The organism is Lactobacillus amylolyticus DSM 11664, assembly GCF_000178475.1.
In the GTDB taxonomy this organism is placed as follows: domain Bacteria; phylum Bacillota; class Bacilli; order Lactobacillales; family Lactobacillaceae; genus Lactobacillus; species Lactobacillus amylolyticus.
The window spans coordinates 61,616-79,070 of record NZ_ADNY01000029.1; the positions used below are offsets into that span (position 1 = coordinate 61,616).

A 17,455-nucleotide genomic window follows, 5' to 3' on the forward strand; every position below is an offset into this window, starting at 1 on the left:
CTTATCCATGCTTAAAACATAGATAAGAGTTTTTTAATTTATAAGATTACTTATTTTCTTTATTCTTCTTTTCCATATCAGCCTTAACTTCTGCATCAATTGAAGGAACTGCTTCTGGACGCATTGTTGGGAAGAGCAATACATCACGGATAGCTGGAGCATCAGTCAAAAGCATTACCAAACGGTCAATACCGATACCCAAACCACCTGTAGGAGGCATACCGAATTCCATCGCACGAAGGTAATCTTCATCGATCATATCAGCTTCATCGTTACCAGCATCACGTTCAGCCATTTGAGCTTCAAAACGAGCACGTTGATCATCAGGATCGTTTAATTCTGAGAAGGCGTTGCCGTATTCTTCACCCATAATGTAAATTTCGAAACGGTCAGTAAATCTAGGATCATCGGCGGTCTTTTTAGCTAATGGTGAAATTTCTACTGGGTGACCGTAGACAAATGTTGGATCAACAATGGTTTTTTCACAGTACTTTTCAAAGAAGGCGTTAATTATGTGACCAACCTTCCAATAGCTTTCACAGTGAATATCGTGATCTTCAGCAATCTTCTTGGCTTCTTCGTCAGTCATTGGCTTCCAGAAGTCAACACCGGTCTTTTCCTTAATCAAGTCAACCATGTGAACGCGGCGGAATGGCTTGCCTAAATCAATGTCTTGACCTTGGTAAGTAATCTTGCCATCTGGAGAAACAACCTTAGCAGCTGCACGAATAATGCCTTCTGCTTCATCCATGACATCATGGAAGTCCCAGTATGCTGCATAACTTTCAAGTTCAGTAAATTCTGGGTTGTGGTGAGTGTCCAAACCTTCGTTTCTAAATACACGACCGATTTCGTAAACACGTTCCATATCGCCGACAATCAAACGCTTCAAAGGAAGTTCCAAAGCAATTCTCATGTAAAGGTCAATATCCAAAGCGTTATGGTGAGTAATAAATGGACGAGCTTCAGCACCACCTGGAATATTGTGAAGAACTGGAGTTTCAACTTCCAAGAAGTCTCGCTTGTTTAAGTAGTCACGAATAGCTTGAATAATTTGAGTACGGTGAACAAAACGCATGTAGCTTTCACGGTTAGTGATTAAGTCAAGGTAACGTTGACGATAGATTTGCTCAACATCTTTCAAACCATGGTACTTATCTGGCAATGGACGGAGAGCTTTTGATAAGAAAGTAACGTGAAGTGCACGGATAGTTAATTCACCCGTATCAGTCTTCATGACTTCACCATCAATTCCTAAGAAATCACCAATATCAGATTTCTTGAAAATCTTGTAGTTGTCTTCACCAACGATGTCTTTACGTACGTAAATTTGGATCTTGCCAGTCCGGTCATAAAGATCAGCAAAGCCTACCTTACCTTTACCACGTTTTGCAAGCATTCTGCCCGCGATCTTGGTCTTAGGCATATCTTCGTTTAATTCGTCTTTATCTTCCTTACTGTACTTTTCGTTCAAAGTTTTTGCTAAATCTTGACGATCAAACTTTCTCATGCCATATGGCTCAATACCATTTTCACGCAGTTCTTCCATCTTTTGACGACGAGCGATCAATTGGTCGTTCATTTCATTCTTTGCCAATGTATCTTTCCTCCATTTATTTGTTCACTATAGCGCGTCTAGCTTCGCGTTCGGCCTGCCGTTTTTCATAGTCATCAACGAAATTGTCGAGCAAATCATATACTTCTTGACGTGTCCATACTTCATTTATTTTAGCACGAGTACGAGCTGAACGGGGAATTCCCTTTAAATAGTATGCTGCCTGTTGCCGAAATTCAGGGACGGCAATTTTTTCACCCTTTAATTCTACCAAACCATCCAACTGATGTTTAGCAGTTGCTACTCGTTCACGCACAGTCTGTGGTTTTAGCTTTTCGCCAGTTTCAAGATAATGAACCATGTCTTTGATAATCCATGGATTTCCCAAAGCTGCACGTCCAACCATTACTGCAGTCGAACCAATTTCATCCAGAGCCTTCTTAGCATCTTCAGGCGTACGAATATCTCCATTTGCTACAAAAGGAATATCCAGTGCGTTAGCTACATCATGCAACACTTCCCAGTCTGCATGACCCTGGTACATTTGTTTACGAGTTCTGCCGTGCATTGCAATCATTGATGCTCCAGCTTCTTGAGCTGCTAACGCATTTTCAACTGCAAAAATATGCTTGCGATCCCAGCCGATTCTCATTTTAACCGTGACTGGCTTAGAAACATTTTGCACAACGGCATGAACCATCTGGTAAATCTTGTTTGCATCCAATAGCCATTTTGAACCGGCATCGGTTTTAGTTACCTTGGGCACGGGACAACCCATATTAATGTCAATTATGTCAGCCGCAGTATGTTTATCAACATATTGAGCCGCTTCAAGCAAAGTTTCTTCCGTTCCCCCGAAAATCTGAATACTCATTGGGTGTTCACGTGGATCAACTTGCATCATGCTCAACGTTTTTTTGTTGCGATAAATAATTCCATGATCAGAGATCATTTCACAAACAACTAATCCTGCACCGAATTCTTTGCACACCATTCTAAAAGCCGAATTTGAAACACCAGCCATTGGGGCAACTACAACTCGATTTGGGATAGTAATATCGCGTATTTTCCAGCTATTATCCACCAAATCATCCTTTCAAATACTCCAATATTGTAACAAAAAAAGCCCCTAAATGCGAAAGCACAGGGACTTAGAAAATATTTTTTATTTTAATAATCTTTTTCAGATGTCTTTTTAGCTAAAATTGCCTTTAATTCATCTTCACTGTAGTGGTATTTATTGCCGCAAAAACTGCAAGTCAATTCAGCACCATGATCTTCATTAATCATTGCTTCTAACTGATCAGTTTTTAGCGTTTCCATAATACCGGCGTACTTTTCCTTAGAGCAATCGCAACTAAAGGCCACATCATCTTTTTCCAAAATCTTGCAGTCCGTGCCCAAAATCTTACGAGCCAAATCTTCTGGCGTCATTCCATCCAAAAATGAAGTCGACAAAGCTGGCAACGACTTAATTCGTTTAATCGTTCTTGTAATCAGTTCGTCACTTGCACCTGGCAAGGCCTGCAGCATAAAGCCGCCAGCTTCACCAATTGTATTATTTGGATTAACAAAAACAGAAAGACCAACAGCAGAAGGAATTTGCTCTGATTTAGTCAAATAATATGCGAAGTCTTCCGCAATTTCACCAGAAACAATTGGTACTTGACCAGTGTATGGTTCTTTAAGTCCAAGATCTTTAGTTACTTCCAGCCAACCTTGTCCGACAGCCTTTTTAACATCAATATGTCCGTCTTTCTTAGGCGGCAAAGCAATATGCGGATTCTTTACATAGCCTTTAACAGTTAAGTCAGATTTGGCAGTTACAATGGTTGGTCCCACTGGTCCATTTCCTAATAAACGCACTGTTAATTCTTCTTTATCCGTTAATTCAGCTCCTGCTAAAAGCAGACTGCCGACGATGGTTCTGCCCAAAACGGCTGAAGAAGCAGACCAGGTATCATGACGCTGTTGTGCTTCACCTACCACGCCTTTGGCTGTAATCGTCAATAAGCGAAGATTTTTGGTTTTATCAATTGATTTTACTAAATAATCGTTCATTGCTTTCTCCTAAAAAAATAGAGCCCGTTACAGGCCCTATTTTTATTCAATTATTCATCCTTATCATCAGAAGGTTGATCAGGTTCAGTTGACTCAGTAGTTTGAGTTGGTTGAACTTGATCATCTTTTGGTTTTTCCGGTTCATTTTCTGAAGGGGTATCTAATTCATTTGCAGCCTGTTTAGCTTCAACTTCATCTTGATCCTTCTTTTCAGCCTTTAAAACTTCCTTCTTCTCTGCAGCAGCCCTTGCTTCTTCATAAGTTGAAATTTTAGACTCACTAGGATATTCTTCTTCATCCTTTTCAGGCATCTTGCCAGTCTTGTATAAAGACATGATTTGCTTTTCGTTCAAGGTTTCGTACTTCAGCAATGCATCAGCAATTAACTTATGCTTTTCACGATTATCCTTAACAATTTCAAGAGCCTTGGCATGAGCCTTATCTAAGATCTTCTTAACTGCTTCATCAATCTTAGTAGAAGTTGCTTCACTATATGGCTTCATGCCGTAAGGATTGGTTTCGCCTTCTTTTTCAAGCTCAACCATTCCTAACTCATCAGTCATACCGTAATTTACAACCATGCTATGAGCAATTTGGGTAGCTTGTTCGAAGTCGTTGGAAGCACCAGTTGATTTATCACCAATCGTAGCTTCTTCTCCGGCACGACCACCCATCAAACCAACAATTTGTTCAAATAATTGCTTCTTGGTCAAAATAAATTGATCGTCTTTTGGAAGCATGATGTTGTAACCGCCGGCACGGCCACGAGGAACAATCGTAACTTTACGAACAGTACGAGAATCGCTCAAGACCAAACCACAGATTGCGTGACCAGCTTCGTGGTAAGCGACTCGTTTTCTTTCTTGTTCAGAAATTAAACGACCCTTCTTGGCTGGACCTGCAACAACACGGTCTTCAGCTTCATCAATATCTGAAGCGGTAATTTCATTCCCATTGCGACGTGCAGCAACAAGGGCAGCTTCATTCAAGACGTTAGCTAAATCAGCACCAACAAAGCCTGGAGTTTGACGAGCAACTTCTTTTAAGTCAACGTCAGGAGCAAGTGGCTTATTCTTGGCATGAACTTTCAAAATAGCTTCACGTTCGCGAACATCAGGAAGACCAACTAAAACTTTACGGTCAAAACGACCTGAACGAAGCAAAGCTGGGTCCAAAACATCTGAACGGTTAGTAGCAGCGATAACGATAACACCTTCATCGCCTTCAAAACCATCCATTTCAACCAATAATTGGTTTAATGTTTGTTCACGTTCATCATTGCCGCCACCCATGCCATTGCCACGACGACGACCAATCGCATCAATTTCATCAATGAAGATGATACTTGGTGCATTCTTCTTGGCATTGTTAAACAAATCACGTACACGACTTGCACCAACACCAACAAACATTTCAACGAAGTCTGAACCTGACATTGAATAGAATGGAACGTTAGCTTCACCAGCTACAGCACGAGCAAGTAAAGTCTTACCAGTACCAGGAGGACCCTCAAGCAAAACACCAGATGGAATTTTGGCACCTAACTTAGTGTATTTTGCTGGATTCTTCAAAAATTCGACAACTTCAACTAATTCTTGTTTTTCTTCTTCTTCACCGGCTACGTCAGAGAAACGTACCTTGTTCTTAGACGGATCTTCTGGCTTAACGTGGGAACGACCGAAGTTCATAATTCCGCCTTGGCCACGTCCAGCACCACCTTGATTCATCATCATCCAAAGCATAACAATGAACAAAATGGTTGGCACAAGCATGACAATCGTTGAAATCCAATTACCAGTTTGTGATTCTCCTTGTGTCGTCATCCGAGCATTATTCTTTTGTGCCAAGCTCTGCACAGTGGAAACGCTAGAATCATTTTGCAACATTGTGGTTGAAAAGCGAGTTACGCTTTGGCCAGATTTGCTATTGAAGAAATCTAGGCTATTGCTTGATTGACTTGTTGATTTTTGTGCTTTCTTGTAAGTACCTGAAACAGTATAGACACCATTAGCAGGCTGAACGCTAAAGTTTTTAACTTTGCCTTGACGTAAATCCTTAACGAATTCTGAATAACTGATATTTTCAGTGCTTCCAGAACTGCTAGAACCGCCGAGTGCCCAGTTGATTCCCCATAGGAGCAGAAGGAACACAACTATATAGAAAAGGCCATTTGACAACAGCCGATTCCGGTTATTCTTCATAAAAAACCTCCGCAAAGTTTCTAAAAGTTATACGAATAAAAGTTTAACACAAATCTACGTATAGCACTAATTTTTTACAAGTTCTTATTCTTTTTTTAAACGATATACATAATAATGTTGAGCGTTTTCAATCCACCTTTGATCGCGATAGCATTTTTCTACAAAAATTGCCTGGTTTTTCTGATTAAAAACAGCTAGACACAGTGATCGCAGTTCGTTTGGAATCGCTGCTTGAGCAAACATTTTCTTTGCCTTGGCATGTTGCCCATTTTGCAATTGCAATTTGCTGCCTGCAGGCAAAGAAGCAATTTTAAATTCATGCTCATCTGACCAAAAATCACCAATTAAAGGCAAAGAATGCTCAACTACACTAAGCATAAATTTATGATCACGAAATGTAAACTCCTCTTCGGCGCGAACAACTTTTGGTTCCTGCCTAAGAAGCAGCTTTTGCGGCCATAAATAATAATATTTTTGATAAAGACGCAAATTATAACCTGTGAGATAGTGGCTGCAGCGTTTATGCCAAGTCTGCCAAATAAAGTTTTGCCAGAAATAAGCCCGCTGCCTTTGATCAAGTTGGAGTAAGGCTTCTCCTTTAATGCGATAAGCCTGATCTAAAAATCGTTCTGGTCTTCCAATCTCTGCCACTTTTTCATCAGCTAAAGCCGTCAGTACTTTTTCATCATCACTATAACGCAAGGCATTTTCCAGCAAATGGGAATTTTCCTTTTTTAGCAGTGGGACCACATGGTGCCGCAAGCGATTGCGCAATGTATCGTCTTTGGCATTGGTTTCATCTTCAATAAAAGCGATATGATGCTGCTGATCATATTCAAGCAGTTCCGCCTTAGAAGTTGATAAAAGTGGACGCAGCAGCGCTGTACCATGCATTTTCCCAACAGCTTGCAGGCTATTCATTTCTTGCGGATTTCCAGAACGAATAAATTTTAATAGAATATTTTCCAGCAAATCATCCCCGTGATGAGCCGTTAATAAATAATCTGCTTGATATTGGGCAACTACCTGGCTTAAAAAAGCGTAGCGAAAATGCCGTGCGGCTGCTTCAATGCCAGTTCGCGGCTGCTCTTTTTTAAGCCAAACCCCCTTTGCCAACGGCAAATTATGCGAATGGCAATATTCCGTTAAAAGCTCGGTCTCCTTCTGACTGTCAACACGCAGTTGATGATCAAAATGCGCCACAATTAGCGAAAAATTATGACTTTTACGCAGTTCATTCAGCATATCGAGCAAGGCCATCGAATCCGGACCGCCACTGGCCGCAATTACCAATTTTTTATTATTTAGCTTAATTTGATGCTGTTTGAAAAAAAGTTCAATCTTCATTTTTACCTAGAAAAAATGACCCTTCCGGGTCATCAATTAATCCTCAGCTAATACCTGCTTTAGCTGCTTAATCTCAGCTTTGGCATCTGCTGCTGTTTGATTCAATATTTTACTAAAATCCTGTTCCTTGACCTTAGAAAATCGATTACGATGATCAATTAAATCAGGATCATTAACGCGGGCTAGAGATAAACCTAACCGTCCTTTATAATTATGAACGACCACAACGCGCAATTCATCACCAACACGATGCTGATTTCTTTCTCTAAGCCAATTGCCATCAAAATCTTTATGATGGATTAATCCAGATTTATGTCCCGGCAAAGTTAAAAAGATACCCAAATCAGTGATGTTGTTGATGACGCCTGTTACACGTTGACCAACTTCATATTTCATTAATTGTTGTCTCCATTAGGAATAGAATAAACTTTTTCGTTAGTCTTACTATACAAAAACTTATTCCGGATAAATTTAGCTACGTAGTCGGTATCTTTCAAATTATTGCGTTCTTGCGTCAACTTTTCGTCTTTTGTCTTTACCGTATTCAAATTCTTCTTTGCGACTTCAACTTGCTGATTAATTCTTGCGGTTTGCGACACTTTGATGCCGATTTGAATGCCTAAGGCCACAAAGATAATTGCAAAGACAGCAATAATCCGATTGCGACGAACGCGATGAATTTCTTTTTCTCTGTTAGCTTGTTTCTTTCTCAGTCTTGCTTCTCGTTCTTGTGGGCTTTCTGAGTTATAAATTCGTGGTCCGTTCATTTTTGATCCCCTACTACCAAAATAAAAATACTGCTTGTATCATAACAGTGTTTCACGTTTTAATCAACGATCTCATATAATTCGCTGGCTTCTGCCTTCTTGGTAGTTTCTCTGATATCAAGCACCTTAGCCTTTACTTGGCGGGTACCGTAGCCTACTTCAATGCTGTCGCCAACTTTGACATCATAGCTTGATTTAACGACACGACCGTTGACCTTAATTCTGCCTTGATCTGCCAATTCTTTAGCAACGGTTCTTCTTTTTACCAAGCGTGAAACTTTTAAAAATTTATCGATTCTCATTTTCTACCTCATTATCTCTGAATAATATCGCTTGCTGCTTGTAAAAAAGTGGTCAATTCATTAAACAGCTGACGATTGTTCATTTTATCTGGCAATTCTAATAAAACCACCAGCTTCTTCTCTGGCGTCAAATTAATTCTTGCCTTTAAGCTGACGTGCTCAAGTGCTCTAAAAATATTTGGCCCTTCTAATTCACGTGAAGCTGCTAGATCAAATTCAACTCTAATCTTGTCTTTTTTATTTTTGATAACGCTCAAGACTTGTGCAAGATCTGCATCGATCTTTAATCCGGCAATTGCCAGCAAATTTTCAACTGCAGCAGGATAATCGCCGAAACGATCAATCAATTCATCTTCAATTTTATCAAGTTCATCTTGACTATTGACAGATTTAATCTTCTTGTAAAATTCAATTTTTTCTTCTTGATCAGCAATATAGGATGCCGGAATATAAGCTTCAAAACCCAAGTCAATTTCAGCATTAGACTTTTTAACTTTCTTCTTGCCTTTGCGTTCTTTAATCGCATCGCTAAGCATTTGTGAATAAAGATCGTAACCGACGCTGTCAATAAAGCCGTGCTGCTGTGACCCCAGCATGTTTCCGGCACCACGAATCGCCAAGTCGCGCATCGCAATTTTGAAACCCGATCCTAATTCAGTAAAATCACGAATTGCATCCAGCCGCTTTTCTCTTACTTCGGTTAGCACCTTATTTTGCTTGTATAAAAAGTATGCATAAGCTAACCGTGCACTGCGTCCAATCCGACCACGCAATTGATAAAGCTGACTTAAGCCGTAATGGTCTGCATCTTCAATAATCATTGTATTGACATTTGGCATATCAATCCCAGTTTCGATAATTGTCGTTGTAACCAAAACATCAAATTCACGGTTTAAAAAGCGGTAGAGAATATCCTCCAGTTGATTTTGACTCATACGCCCATGAGCACTGGCAATTCTAGCGTTTGGCAGCAATTTTTCAAGACGAGCGACTACTTCATCAATATCGCCAATCCGGTTGTGCAGGTAAAATACCTGGCCACCACGCTGCATTTCTCTTAAACAAGCATCCCTAATAACGCTTGGCGTCTGTTCCATAACATAGGTCTGAATTGGATACCGGTTCTGCGGCGGTGTTTCCATTACTGACAGATCACGCACGCCTACCATTGACATATGAAGAGTACGTGGAATTGGCGTAGCAGTTAAAGTCAAAACATCAATGTTAGCCTTCATCTGCTTTAGTTTTTCTTTGTGCTTAACTCCAAAGCGCTGCTCCTCATCGATAATTAATAGGCCAAGATCCTTAAAATGAACGTCTTTTGACAAAATCCGGTGAGTACCGACAACTAGATCAATCTTTCCATCTTCTAAGCCGGCAATAATTTTCTTGGATTCTGCTGGTGTTTGAAAACGTGAGAGCATGGCAGTATTAACCGGAAAATCTTTAAATCGATCCTGAATTGTTTCGTAATGCTGCTGCGCCAAAATTGTCGTTGGCACTAAAAAGGCCACTTGCTTGTTGTCTTGAATTGCTTTAAAAGCTGCCCTAAGTGCAACTTCGGTTTTACCAAAACCAACATCTCCTACTAGCAGGCGATCCATTGGCTTGGGCTTTTCCATATCTGCTTTTATTTCTTTAATCGAACGCAACTGGTCTGGTGTTTCAACATACGGAAAGGCATCGTCAAACTTCCGTTGCAGCTCATCATCCGGTGAAAAAGCAAAGCCTTTTTCAGATTCGCGTGCAGCATAAAGGTTGATCAAATCGTCAGCAATATCTTCAACTTTGGATTGTACCTTCCGTTTGGTCTTAGCCCATTCGCTGCCGCCTAATTTATTGATATGCGGAGTTTTGCCTTCTGAAGCGACATATTTTTGTACTAGACGCAACTGATCAGCTGGAACAAATAATTGATCGCCGTGCTGATAAGTAATTGTGATGTAATCACGTTTTACGCCATTATTCTCCAGCGTCTTGATTCCCTCAAAACGCCCGATCCCGTGGTTGACGTGAACAACATAGTCGCCAGGTTTTAATTCCGTATAATTTCGCAGACGTTGAGCATTTTCTAATGTTTTAATTCGGCGTTTATGCTGCGGACGTTTGTTAAATAATTCGCGCTCAGTTAAATAAACAAGGTTGACGCTTGGCAAAGTAAAACCGCTGGCAAAACCACCAACAATAATCTGCGCCTTTTTTTCACTAAGCTCATCTTCATGAACTACCGGAATATCGAGATCAAAATCACGCATTGTTTGGGCCATTTGCTTTGCGCGCTTATCATTATCAGCTTGCAAAACTACAGTCTGTCCTGATTTGTAGTAGCTTTCCAATTCTGTACGAATGAGAGGCATTTGACTAAAGAATTGTTCTGGCTCACGCGTGGTCCAGTCCAGCATTTGTCCAAAGCGAATCCTGCCCATGCTTCTTTGAAAAAGTGAAAAGTAAATTCGATGGTGACGGTCGCGAGTCATAACTTTGGTGTAATCTGACCGCAATTTTTGGCCAGGAAGAAGAGCACCAATCTTTAATTCATCATCAATAAAGCCCTGATTTTGCTGATCAACAGTTTCAACAGCTTGTTTTATAAGAGGTAAATCGTCCAAAAACAGCAAGCCGTCTTTTGCTAAATAATCAACAAGGCTGCTAGGCTTTTTTATTAAAAAATCAATCAGGAAGGCATAGTTGCTAGGCAGACCACCATCATTCAGCTCATCCAATACTTGAGTGAAATGATCCTTTACCGCCTTTTGATCCGCTTTTGACTCAGACATCGCCGCCTTAATTTCTGCAGCCGCTTGACTTATTGCATCTGCAGAAAAGACGCGATCTTGTGCTGGTCCTACAACTAGTCGCTTTATCTCTCGCTGACTGCGCTGCGTCGATAAATCAAATTCTTTAATCGTATCAACTTCATCGCCAAAGAATTCAATTCTAACGGGATTTTCTTGGTCTAAAGGATAAATATCCAAGATATCGCCACGGATGGCAAACTCACCTGGCCGTGCTACTAAAGCTTCACGATGATAGCCAGCAGCAAGCAGCCATTTGTTCATTTCGCCTAAATCATATTCTTTATCTTGCACGAATTCCCGTTTAAAAGCGGCAAAGTCCTTCACTGCGGACAACTTGTACTGCAATCCTTGAGGTGTCGTAATGACAACTCCGGACTTCTGCCCCAACAAAAAATTAAGCGTCTGAATTCGGCTGCTAAGTTCATCTGGTGAGGCTAAAGCCGTTTGGGTGGCTAAAGTGCTATCAACTGGGAAATACTGTACTTGTCCATCATCCATAATGCCGCTGAGCTCATTGAAGATATTTTGTGCCTTGTTTTCATTTTCTTCAATTACCAGCAATGACACCTTTTTTTCAGTGACAATCTGTTTTAAGAGTAGACTAAAAGCACCGGCATTAGCGCCAGTGATTAGTGAGTTTTTTACTTGTGATGTTTTTGCAATAAAATTGGTTAAATTCTGATCTTTTTTGACAAAATCTGTTAAACGCATTTTTAATTATACTTATTCATCAAATATTGACTATCGTGACCATTAATGAAGTCATCGATAATTTCAGTACCTGTTTCAAAAGCGTCATCCATCAGTTTTTGCTGTTCTTCATTAAACGGGGTTAACACCCAAGAAACAACGGTCATCTTTTGTGGATGACTAATGCCAATCTTCAAACGATTAAACTTTTCAGTTCCTAAATCGCGGATAATGCTTTTAATTCCATTATGACCGCCAGATTTACCATTAGCTCTAATTCTGATCTTGCCAATTGGCATATCCATATCGTCTTGGATAACCAGAATATCTGCAGGATCGATCTTAAAAAAGTTGACCACTTGTGCAATTGAACGCCCTGAATCATTCATGTAAGTTTGTGGTTCAAGCAAAATCACATCTTCGCCATTTATCTTTTGTTTTGTCCATAAGCCTTCGAACTTATCCTTATCAAGACTAAAATTGTTTTCCTCTAAATAATGATCCAAGGCCATAAAACCTGTATTATGCTTTGTCCGATCATATTTTTTACCGGGATTGCCCAAGCCTGCGATTAATTTCATTTCTACACTCCTCGAATTGACAATAATTCGGTTAACAATTATAGCACAGCACTTCTAACAGCAGTTAGCATATGCAATTGTTAAAAATTTCACTAAGACTGTAGAAAGCTCCTACATTTCTTGCTATAATAAGCTTGTTTAATAAGTCACTAATGTCTTGAAAGGAAGTTTTAGATTTATGGTAAGAGACGAAAGACCTCATAAAGTTATTTTAGTAGGCGACGGTGCCGTTGGTTCTACCTTTGCATTTTCAATGGTTCAACAAGGTATTGCTCAAGATCTTGGAATTATCGATATTCTTAAGGATCACACTGAAGGTGACGCAATTGACTTAGCTGATGCTACTCCTTGGACTGCTCCAAAGCACGTTTACTCAGCAGATTACGCAGACTGCAAGGACGCAGACATTGTAGTTATCACCGCCGGTGCTGCACAAAAGCCAGGTGAAAGCCGTCTTGACCTTGTTAACAAGAACCTTAAGATTTTGTCATCAGTTGTTGAACCAGTCGTTGAATCAGGCTTTAACGGTATCTTCGTAGTTGTTGCCAACCCTGTTGATATCTTAACTCACGCAACTTGGAAGATGTCAGGCTTCCCTAAGGATAGAGTTATCGGTTCAGGTACTTCACTTGATACTGGTCGTCTTCAAAAAGTTATCGGTGAAATGGAAAAAGTTGACCCACGTTCAGTTAATGCATACATGCTTGGTGAACACGGTGATACAGAATTTCCTGCATGGAGCTACAACAATGTTGGTGGCGTAAAGGTTGTTGACTGGGTAAAGGCTCACGGTATGGACGAAAGCAAGCTTGAAGACATTCACCAAGAAGTTAAGAACATGGCTTACGATATCATCAACAAGAAGGGTGCAACCTTCTACGGTATTGGTACTGCTTCAGCATTCATCGTTAAGGCTATTCTTAACAACGAACACAGAGTTCTTCCACTTTCAGTGCCAATGGATGGTCAATATGGTTTACACGACATTCACATCGGTACTCCAGCTGTTATCGGCCGCAAGGGTCTTGAACAAATTATTGAAATGCCACTTAGCGATCACGAACAAGAATTGATGACTGCATCTGCTGATCAATTGAAGAAGGTTATGGAAAAAGCCTTCAAAGAAACTGGCGTTAAAGTTCGTCAATAATTAACAAGCCTAATACTAAATTAAAAGTATCTTCAAATGAAGAATACCTTTTCTTTGTCAAAATATTGCTAAAATAGAGTTTGAAAAGCATTTAGGTATCTTTAATTTATCTTTAATTTAAACGCCATCTATGCTATAATGACTACAATATTTTCATGTATGGAGGCAATCTTATGCTCATCAAATCTTTAGTTCTTAAAAAAGATTACCTGACAACAGTCAGTGAAAAAGCTACTCTTTCAGAAGCTTTAAAAACTCTCGAAGACTCAGGTTTCAGATGTGTACCGATCTTAGACGAAACAGGTACAATTTTCCGCGGTAATATTTATAAAATGCACATTTACCGTCACAAGTCACAAGGCGGAGATATGAATTTGCCTGTTACCTACTTGCTTAAAAACGCAACTAAGACAATCAAGGTTAATTCACCATTCTTCAAGGTATTCTTCAATTTGAAAGACTTGCCTTACATTTCTGTACTCGATGAAGACAACAAGTTTTACGGCATTTTAACTCACTCAAGTTTACTTAGAATGTTGTCTGATGCTTGGAACGTTAAGCATGGTTCTTACGTTTTGACAGTTTTGTCTGACAACGCTCGCGGCAACTTGGTTAAAATGGCAAAGATCATTTCTAAATACAGCAACATGGCCAGCGTTATGACCTTGGATGCTGCTGCCGGTGAACTTGGTGGGGACTTTGTTCGTCGTACTTTGTTCACTTTGCCCGCTGGCGTTTCTGAAACAACGATGAAGACAGTGGTTGAAAAACTGCAAAAGAAAGGCTTCGTTGTTTCCGAAATTGAAGACTTGCAAGCAGGGATAAACATCATGAGTGATGAAAACCCTGGCGTTTGGATTGATAATCCACATGAATAATTAACAAGACATAAATAAAAAGGAGTTCAGTTGAACTCCTTTTTATTCTTGCTTAATTTATTGAATTTTATTTTTCATAATATTCGCGTGGCAAACGATCGCTTAACAAACAAGCAACCTCATAGTGAATCGTATCAACATAATCGGCAGCAGCTTTAATATTATTAGGATCATTTGGATTATCAGAAATCAAAACCACTTTAGTGCCAACCGGCATTTTTTCTGGCATTTCAACCATAAATTGATCCATGCAGACCCGGCCAACGATTGGACAATACTGATCACCAACTTTTACCTTAAAGCCTTGAAACTTTCGAATCCAGCCATCAGCATAGCCAACTGGCACTGTTCCGATAATCGTGTCATGATCAGCCACAAAAGTTGAGCCGTAGCCAACACCATCACCTTTGTGAATCGTCTTAACATGAGTTAATTCACTGACAAATGACAAGGCAGGCTTTAATGCAATATCTGCCTTCAAATCTGGGCTATCTGGATTAGATGAGGGATTTAAGCCGTAAATGCCAATCCCAAAGCGAACCAGATCACTGTGGATATCTTTGTCAAAAATACTTGCAGCAGTGTTTGCAACATGGATCCATTTCGGATGAACCGTTAAAAGGTCTTGCATATGTTTAAACTTGGCTACTTGCTTCTTAAAGTAGCTGTCATCACTGCTATCGGCGGAAGCAAAGTGGGCAAACATCCCTTCTACAAAGAAAGAATCATTTTTTTCAAGGAATTTGTTTGCGGCAATAAATTCATCATCTTCACTAAAGCCAATCCGACCCATTCCTGAATCTATACCTAAATGGATTTTTAGTTGCAAGTTTTCCTTTTTCAAATACTTCTCTGCTTGCTTAAGCCATTTCAAATTAGGAACAGTTAAAGAAATATCATTAACTGCAGCAATTGGCGCATACTCAGGTGAAACTACCCCCAAAACCAAGATTGGCTTGACAATGTCAGCCTTTCTCAATTCCAATCCTTCATCCAAAATCGCTACGCAAAAGCCACTTGCTCCAGCCTTTTCTGCTACTTTTGCTACTGGAACGGCGCCATGACCATAGCCATTAGCCTTTACCACGGCAAACAACTTTTGACCAGGCCTCAAATGCTTCATTTCGTTGTCGATATTTTGTTTTATTGCGCCCAAGTTCACACGAACTACAGCTGGGCGATGGATACCTGCTATCATTCCGGATCCTCCAAAACTACAAAAGTAATAATTTCATGATTATCATGCGTGATGCTAGGAAAAATACGGCCAGCATATTTAGTTGAGGTCATCACTGGATGCCCCGATTCGTCCCATAACGTCTCCACATCCTGAAAACCTACGTATTTGCCTAAGCCCGTTCCCATTGCTTTTGAAAAAGATTCTTTCAATGAAAAGCGCCCGCCTAAGTATTCGACTTTACGCTTGCCTTTCATTTTTTGATATTGAGCAAACTCATTTGGGGTTAAAACTTTTTTTGCAAAACTATCCCCGCGTTCAACTATTTTTTTAACTCGTTCCACCTCAACTGAGTCAATACCCACACCTTTAATCATCTTTTCCACCTCACACAAGAAAATATTATAATACAAAAAATGGGCTGCACGACACAACCCATTAATTAGTATTAAATCTTAATCTTTCTTATTCTTAATGACAAAATCATGTCCATAATTTCTGCGATTACGGTGACCACCATCAGTATGACGACGGCCACGATAGTTGTTGTTATTGCGCCGTTGACCATAATTGCCACTACGGCCATGGTGACCGCGACGGTGGCGACCATCACCTTTATATGGCAAAGGCTTTTCAGGCGTGATCTTAACTTTAACATCAGTTGAGTCCTTAGAAAGATTCTTCAAAAAGGCAGCAACCAAGTCTAATGCGGAATAATTTTCAAGCAATTCGTTCGCATCATCTTCGTACTTGCTCAAGTCACCATTCATCAAGTCTTCAATTTCAGACTTAGCCTGCTTTAATTGACCATGCAAAGCCTGATCATCTGTTGGCGGACGAAGTGGTGACATTTTCTTTTTAGTTAATTGCTCAATGGTCTGCATGTAGCTAATTTCATTCGGAGTGACAAAAGTAACAGAAATTCCATTCTGACCAGCACGACCAGTACGTCCAATCCGGTGAACATAGGAGTCTGGATCTTGAGGAATATCATAGTTATAAACGTGCGTAACTCCTGAAATATCAAGTCCACGAGCAGCTACATCGGTTGCTACCAAAATTTCCAATTTGCCGGCACGGAACTGTTTCAAAACACTCATTCTCCGTGCTTGTGACAAATCGCCATGAATTCCTGCAGCATTATAGCCACGAGCTTGCAAACCACGGGTTAATTCATCAACACGGCGTTTAGTTCGACCAAAGACCAAAGCGAGATCTGGACCTTGAACATCAATTAAACGACACATAATGTCGAATTTTTCTGATTCTTTTGCCCGAACAAAGTATTGATCGATTAAATCAGCAGTCAATTCTTTGGCTTTGATCTTAACGACCTCAGGATCATGCATAAACTTTTCGCCAATTTGCAAAATTGGCTTTGGCATTGTGGCACTGAACAATAATGTCTGCTTACGCTCGCCTACATATTTCAAAATACTTTCAATATCTTGAATGAAACCCATATCAAGCATTTCATCGGCTTCATCCAAAACGACGGTCTTGGTCTTGCTTAAATCAATCGTCCCGCGTTTTAAGTGGTCAAGAAGTCGACCAGGTGTCCCAACCAAAATAGCTGGCACATGATGCTTTAATGATCTAATTTGGCGACCAATATCAGCCCCACCATAAACTACTTGAACGCGTGCATGTTCATCACGACCAAGACGGAATAATTCTTCTTGAGTTTGGATGGCTAATTCACGCGTTGGCTCAATAATCACAGCCTGGATAGTTTTTTCATGCTTATCCAAATTTTGCAAAATTGGTAAGCCAAAAGCAGCTGTCTTACCTGTACCTGTTTGAGCCTGTCCAATAACATCCTTGCCTGCTAAAGCAAGAGGAATAGTTTCTGCTTGAATCGGCGTTGCTTCTTCAAAACCTGATCTTTTAATTGCTTTGAGCAAATCCTCATTTAAGCCTAATTCCAAAAATTTCACTAGTTAATTTC

15 protein-coding genes are annotated in these 17,455 nt (G+C 40.1%); 2 read left to right on the forward strand and 13 right to left on the reverse strand.

Features of this window, described 5'->3' with window-relative positions; all coding sequences use genetic code 11:
* Window positions 1-46: 46 nt before the first annotated feature.
* From lysS to pth, 10 genes are all read right to left on the reverse strand, one after another.
* A complete protein-coding gene (lysS, locus tag HMPREF0493_RS03685) occupies window positions 47-1,597 on the reverse strand; it encodes a lysine--tRNA ligase (protein WP_006351943.1) in 1,551 nt (516 codons plus the stop codon).
* 16 nt (window positions 1,598-1,613) lie between these two features.
* Complete coding sequence (gene dusB, locus HMPREF0493_RS03690; RefSeq protein WP_006351944.1) at window positions 1,614-2,639, reverse strand: tRNA dihydrouridine synthase DusB; 1,026 nt, start codon at window positions 2,637-2,639, stop codon at window positions 1,614-1,616.
* Between the two features lie 86 nt (window positions 2,640-2,725).
* Entirely contained in the window at window positions 2,726-3,616 is an 891-nt protein-coding gene (hslO, locus tag HMPREF0493_RS03695) for an Hsp33 family molecular chaperone HslO (protein WP_006351945.1), read from the reverse strand.
* A 50-nt stretch (window positions 3,617-3,666) separates the two neighbouring features.
* Window positions 3,667-5,817 (reverse strand): ATP-dependent zinc metalloprotease FtsH, encoded by a 2,151-nt coding sequence (ftsH, locus tag HMPREF0493_RS03700; RefSeq protein WP_006351946.1) that lies wholly within the window; start codon window positions 5,815-5,817, stop codon window positions 3,667-3,669.
* An 84-nt stretch (window positions 5,818-5,901) separates the two neighbouring features.
* Entirely contained in the window at window positions 5,902-7,164 is a 1,263-nt protein-coding gene (gene tilS, locus HMPREF0493_RS03705) for a tRNA lysidine(34) synthetase TilS (RefSeq protein ID WP_006351947.1), read from the reverse strand.
* Window positions 7,165-7,200: 36 nt separating this feature from the next.
* The gene (locus HMPREF0493_RS03710; RefSeq protein ID WP_006351948.1) at window positions 7,201-7,560 is read right to left on the reverse strand and encodes a S1 RNA-binding domain-containing protein; all 360 of its coding nucleotides are present in this window, start codon (window positions 7,558-7,560) and stop codon (window positions 7,201-7,203) included.
* A complete protein-coding gene (locus HMPREF0493_RS03715) occupies window positions 7,560-7,931 on the reverse strand; it encodes an FtsB family cell division protein (protein WP_006351949.1) in 372 nt (123 codons plus the stop codon). Before HMPREF0493_RS03715 ends, HMPREF0493_RS03710 begins: the two co-directional genes overlap by 1 nt.
* Window positions 7,932-7,990: 59 nt before the next feature.
* Window positions 7,991-8,233, reverse strand: coding sequence for an RNA-binding S4 domain-containing protein (locus HMPREF0493_RS03720; RefSeq protein ID WP_006351950.1), 243 nt, complete (start codon window positions 8,231-8,233; stop codon window positions 7,991-7,993).
* A gap of 11 nt (window positions 8,234-8,244) precedes the next feature.
* Window positions 8,245-11,742 carry a transcription-repair coupling factor gene (gene mfd, locus HMPREF0493_RS03725; RefSeq protein WP_006351951.1) on the reverse strand — a complete coding sequence of 1,166 codons (3,498 nt, stop codon included), beginning with the start codon at window positions 11,740-11,742 and terminating at the stop codon, window positions 8,245-8,247.
* A 2-nt stretch (window positions 11,743-11,744) separates the two neighbouring features.
* Complete coding sequence (pth, locus tag HMPREF0493_RS03730; protein ID WP_006351952.1) at window positions 11,745-12,302, reverse strand: aminoacyl-tRNA hydrolase; 558 nt, start codon at window positions 12,300-12,302, stop codon at window positions 11,745-11,747.
* A gap of 178 nt (window positions 12,303-12,480) precedes the next feature.
* Here pth and HMPREF0493_RS03735 point away from each other — a divergent pair, with 178 nt between their 5' ends.
* Both HMPREF0493_RS03735 and cbpA read left to right on the forward strand, forming a co-directional pair.
* A complete protein-coding gene (locus HMPREF0493_RS03735) occupies window positions 12,481-13,452 on the forward strand; it encodes an L-lactate dehydrogenase (RefSeq protein WP_006351953.1) in 972 nt (323 codons plus the stop codon).
* Between the two features lie 173 nt (window positions 13,453-13,625).
* A complete protein-coding gene (gene cbpA / locus HMPREF0493_RS03740; RefSeq protein WP_040457165.1) occupies window positions 13,626-14,330 on the forward strand; it encodes a cyclic di-AMP binding protein CbpA in 705 nt (234 codons plus the stop codon).
* Window positions 14,331-14,397: 67 nt separating this feature from the next.
* Here cbpA and alr read toward each other — a convergent pair whose 3' ends face one another.
* The 3 genes from alr to cshA all read right to left on the reverse strand — a co-directional run bounded on the left by alr (window position 14,398) and on the right by cshA (window position 17,444).
* Window positions 14,398-15,528: an alanine racemase gene (gene alr, locus HMPREF0493_RS03745; RefSeq protein WP_006351955.1), complete on the reverse strand. Its 1,131-nt coding sequence runs from the start codon at window positions 15,526-15,528 to the stop codon at window positions 14,398-14,400.
* The gene (gene acpS, locus HMPREF0493_RS03750; RefSeq protein WP_006351956.1) at window positions 15,525-15,884 is read right to left on the reverse strand and encodes a holo-ACP synthase; all 360 of its coding nucleotides are present in this window, start codon (window positions 15,882-15,884) and stop codon (window positions 15,525-15,527) included. The genes alr and acpS overlap by 4 nt, the downstream gene beginning before the upstream one ends.
* Before the next feature lie 78 nt (window positions 15,885-15,962).
* Window positions 15,963-17,444 carry a degradosome RNA helicase CshA gene (gene cshA, locus HMPREF0493_RS03755; protein ID WP_006351957.1) on the reverse strand — a complete coding sequence of 494 codons (1,482 nt, stop codon included), beginning with the start codon at window positions 17,442-17,444 and terminating at the stop codon, window positions 15,963-15,965.
* Window positions 17,445-17,455: the final 11 nt, after the last annotated feature.

Coding starts and splice junctions, on each gene's coding strand:
- hslO (WP_006351945.1), bottom strand. CDS start 3,616: ATGAACGATTATTTAGTAAAATCAATTGATAAAACCAAAAATCTTCGC.
- pth (WP_006351952.1), bottom strand. CDS start 12,302: ATGAAATTAATCGCAGGCTTGGGCAATCCCGGTAAAAAATATGATCGG.
- cbpA (WP_040457165.1), top strand. CDS start 13,626: ATGCTCATCAAATCTTTAGTTCTTAAAAAAGATTACCTGACAACAGTC.
- HMPREF0493_RS03710 (WP_006351948.1), bottom strand. CDS start 7,560: ATGAAATATGAAGTTGGTCAACGTGTAACAGGCGTCATCAACAACATC.
- HMPREF0493_RS03715 (WP_006351949.1), bottom strand. CDS start 7,931: ATGAACGGACCACGAATTTATAACTCAGAAAGCCCACAAGAACGAGAA.
- alr (WP_006351955.1), bottom strand. CDS start 15,528: ATGATAGCAGGTATCCATCGCCCAGCTGTAGTTCGTGTGAACTTGGGC.
- mfd (WP_006351951.1), bottom strand. CDS start 11,742: ATGCGTTTAACAGATTTTGTCAAAAAAGATCAGAATTTAACCAATTTT.
- ftsH (WP_006351946.1), bottom strand. CDS start 5,817: ATGAAGAATAACCGGAATCGGCTGTTGTCAAATGGCCTTTTCTATATA.
- tilS (WP_006351947.1), bottom strand. CDS start 7,164: ATGAAGATTGAACTTTTTTTCAAACAGCATCAAATTAAGCTAAATAAT.
- HMPREF0493_RS03735 (WP_006351953.1), top strand. CDS start 12,481: ATGGTAAGAGACGAAAGACCTCATAAAGTTATTTTAGTAGGCGACGGT.
- acpS (WP_006351956.1), bottom strand. CDS start 15,884: ATGATTAAAGGTGTGGGTATTGACTCAGTTGAGGTGGAACGAGTTAAA.
- HMPREF0493_RS03720 (WP_006351950.1), bottom strand. CDS start 8,233: ATGAGAATCGATAAATTTTTAAAAGTTTCACGCTTGGTAAAAAGAAGA.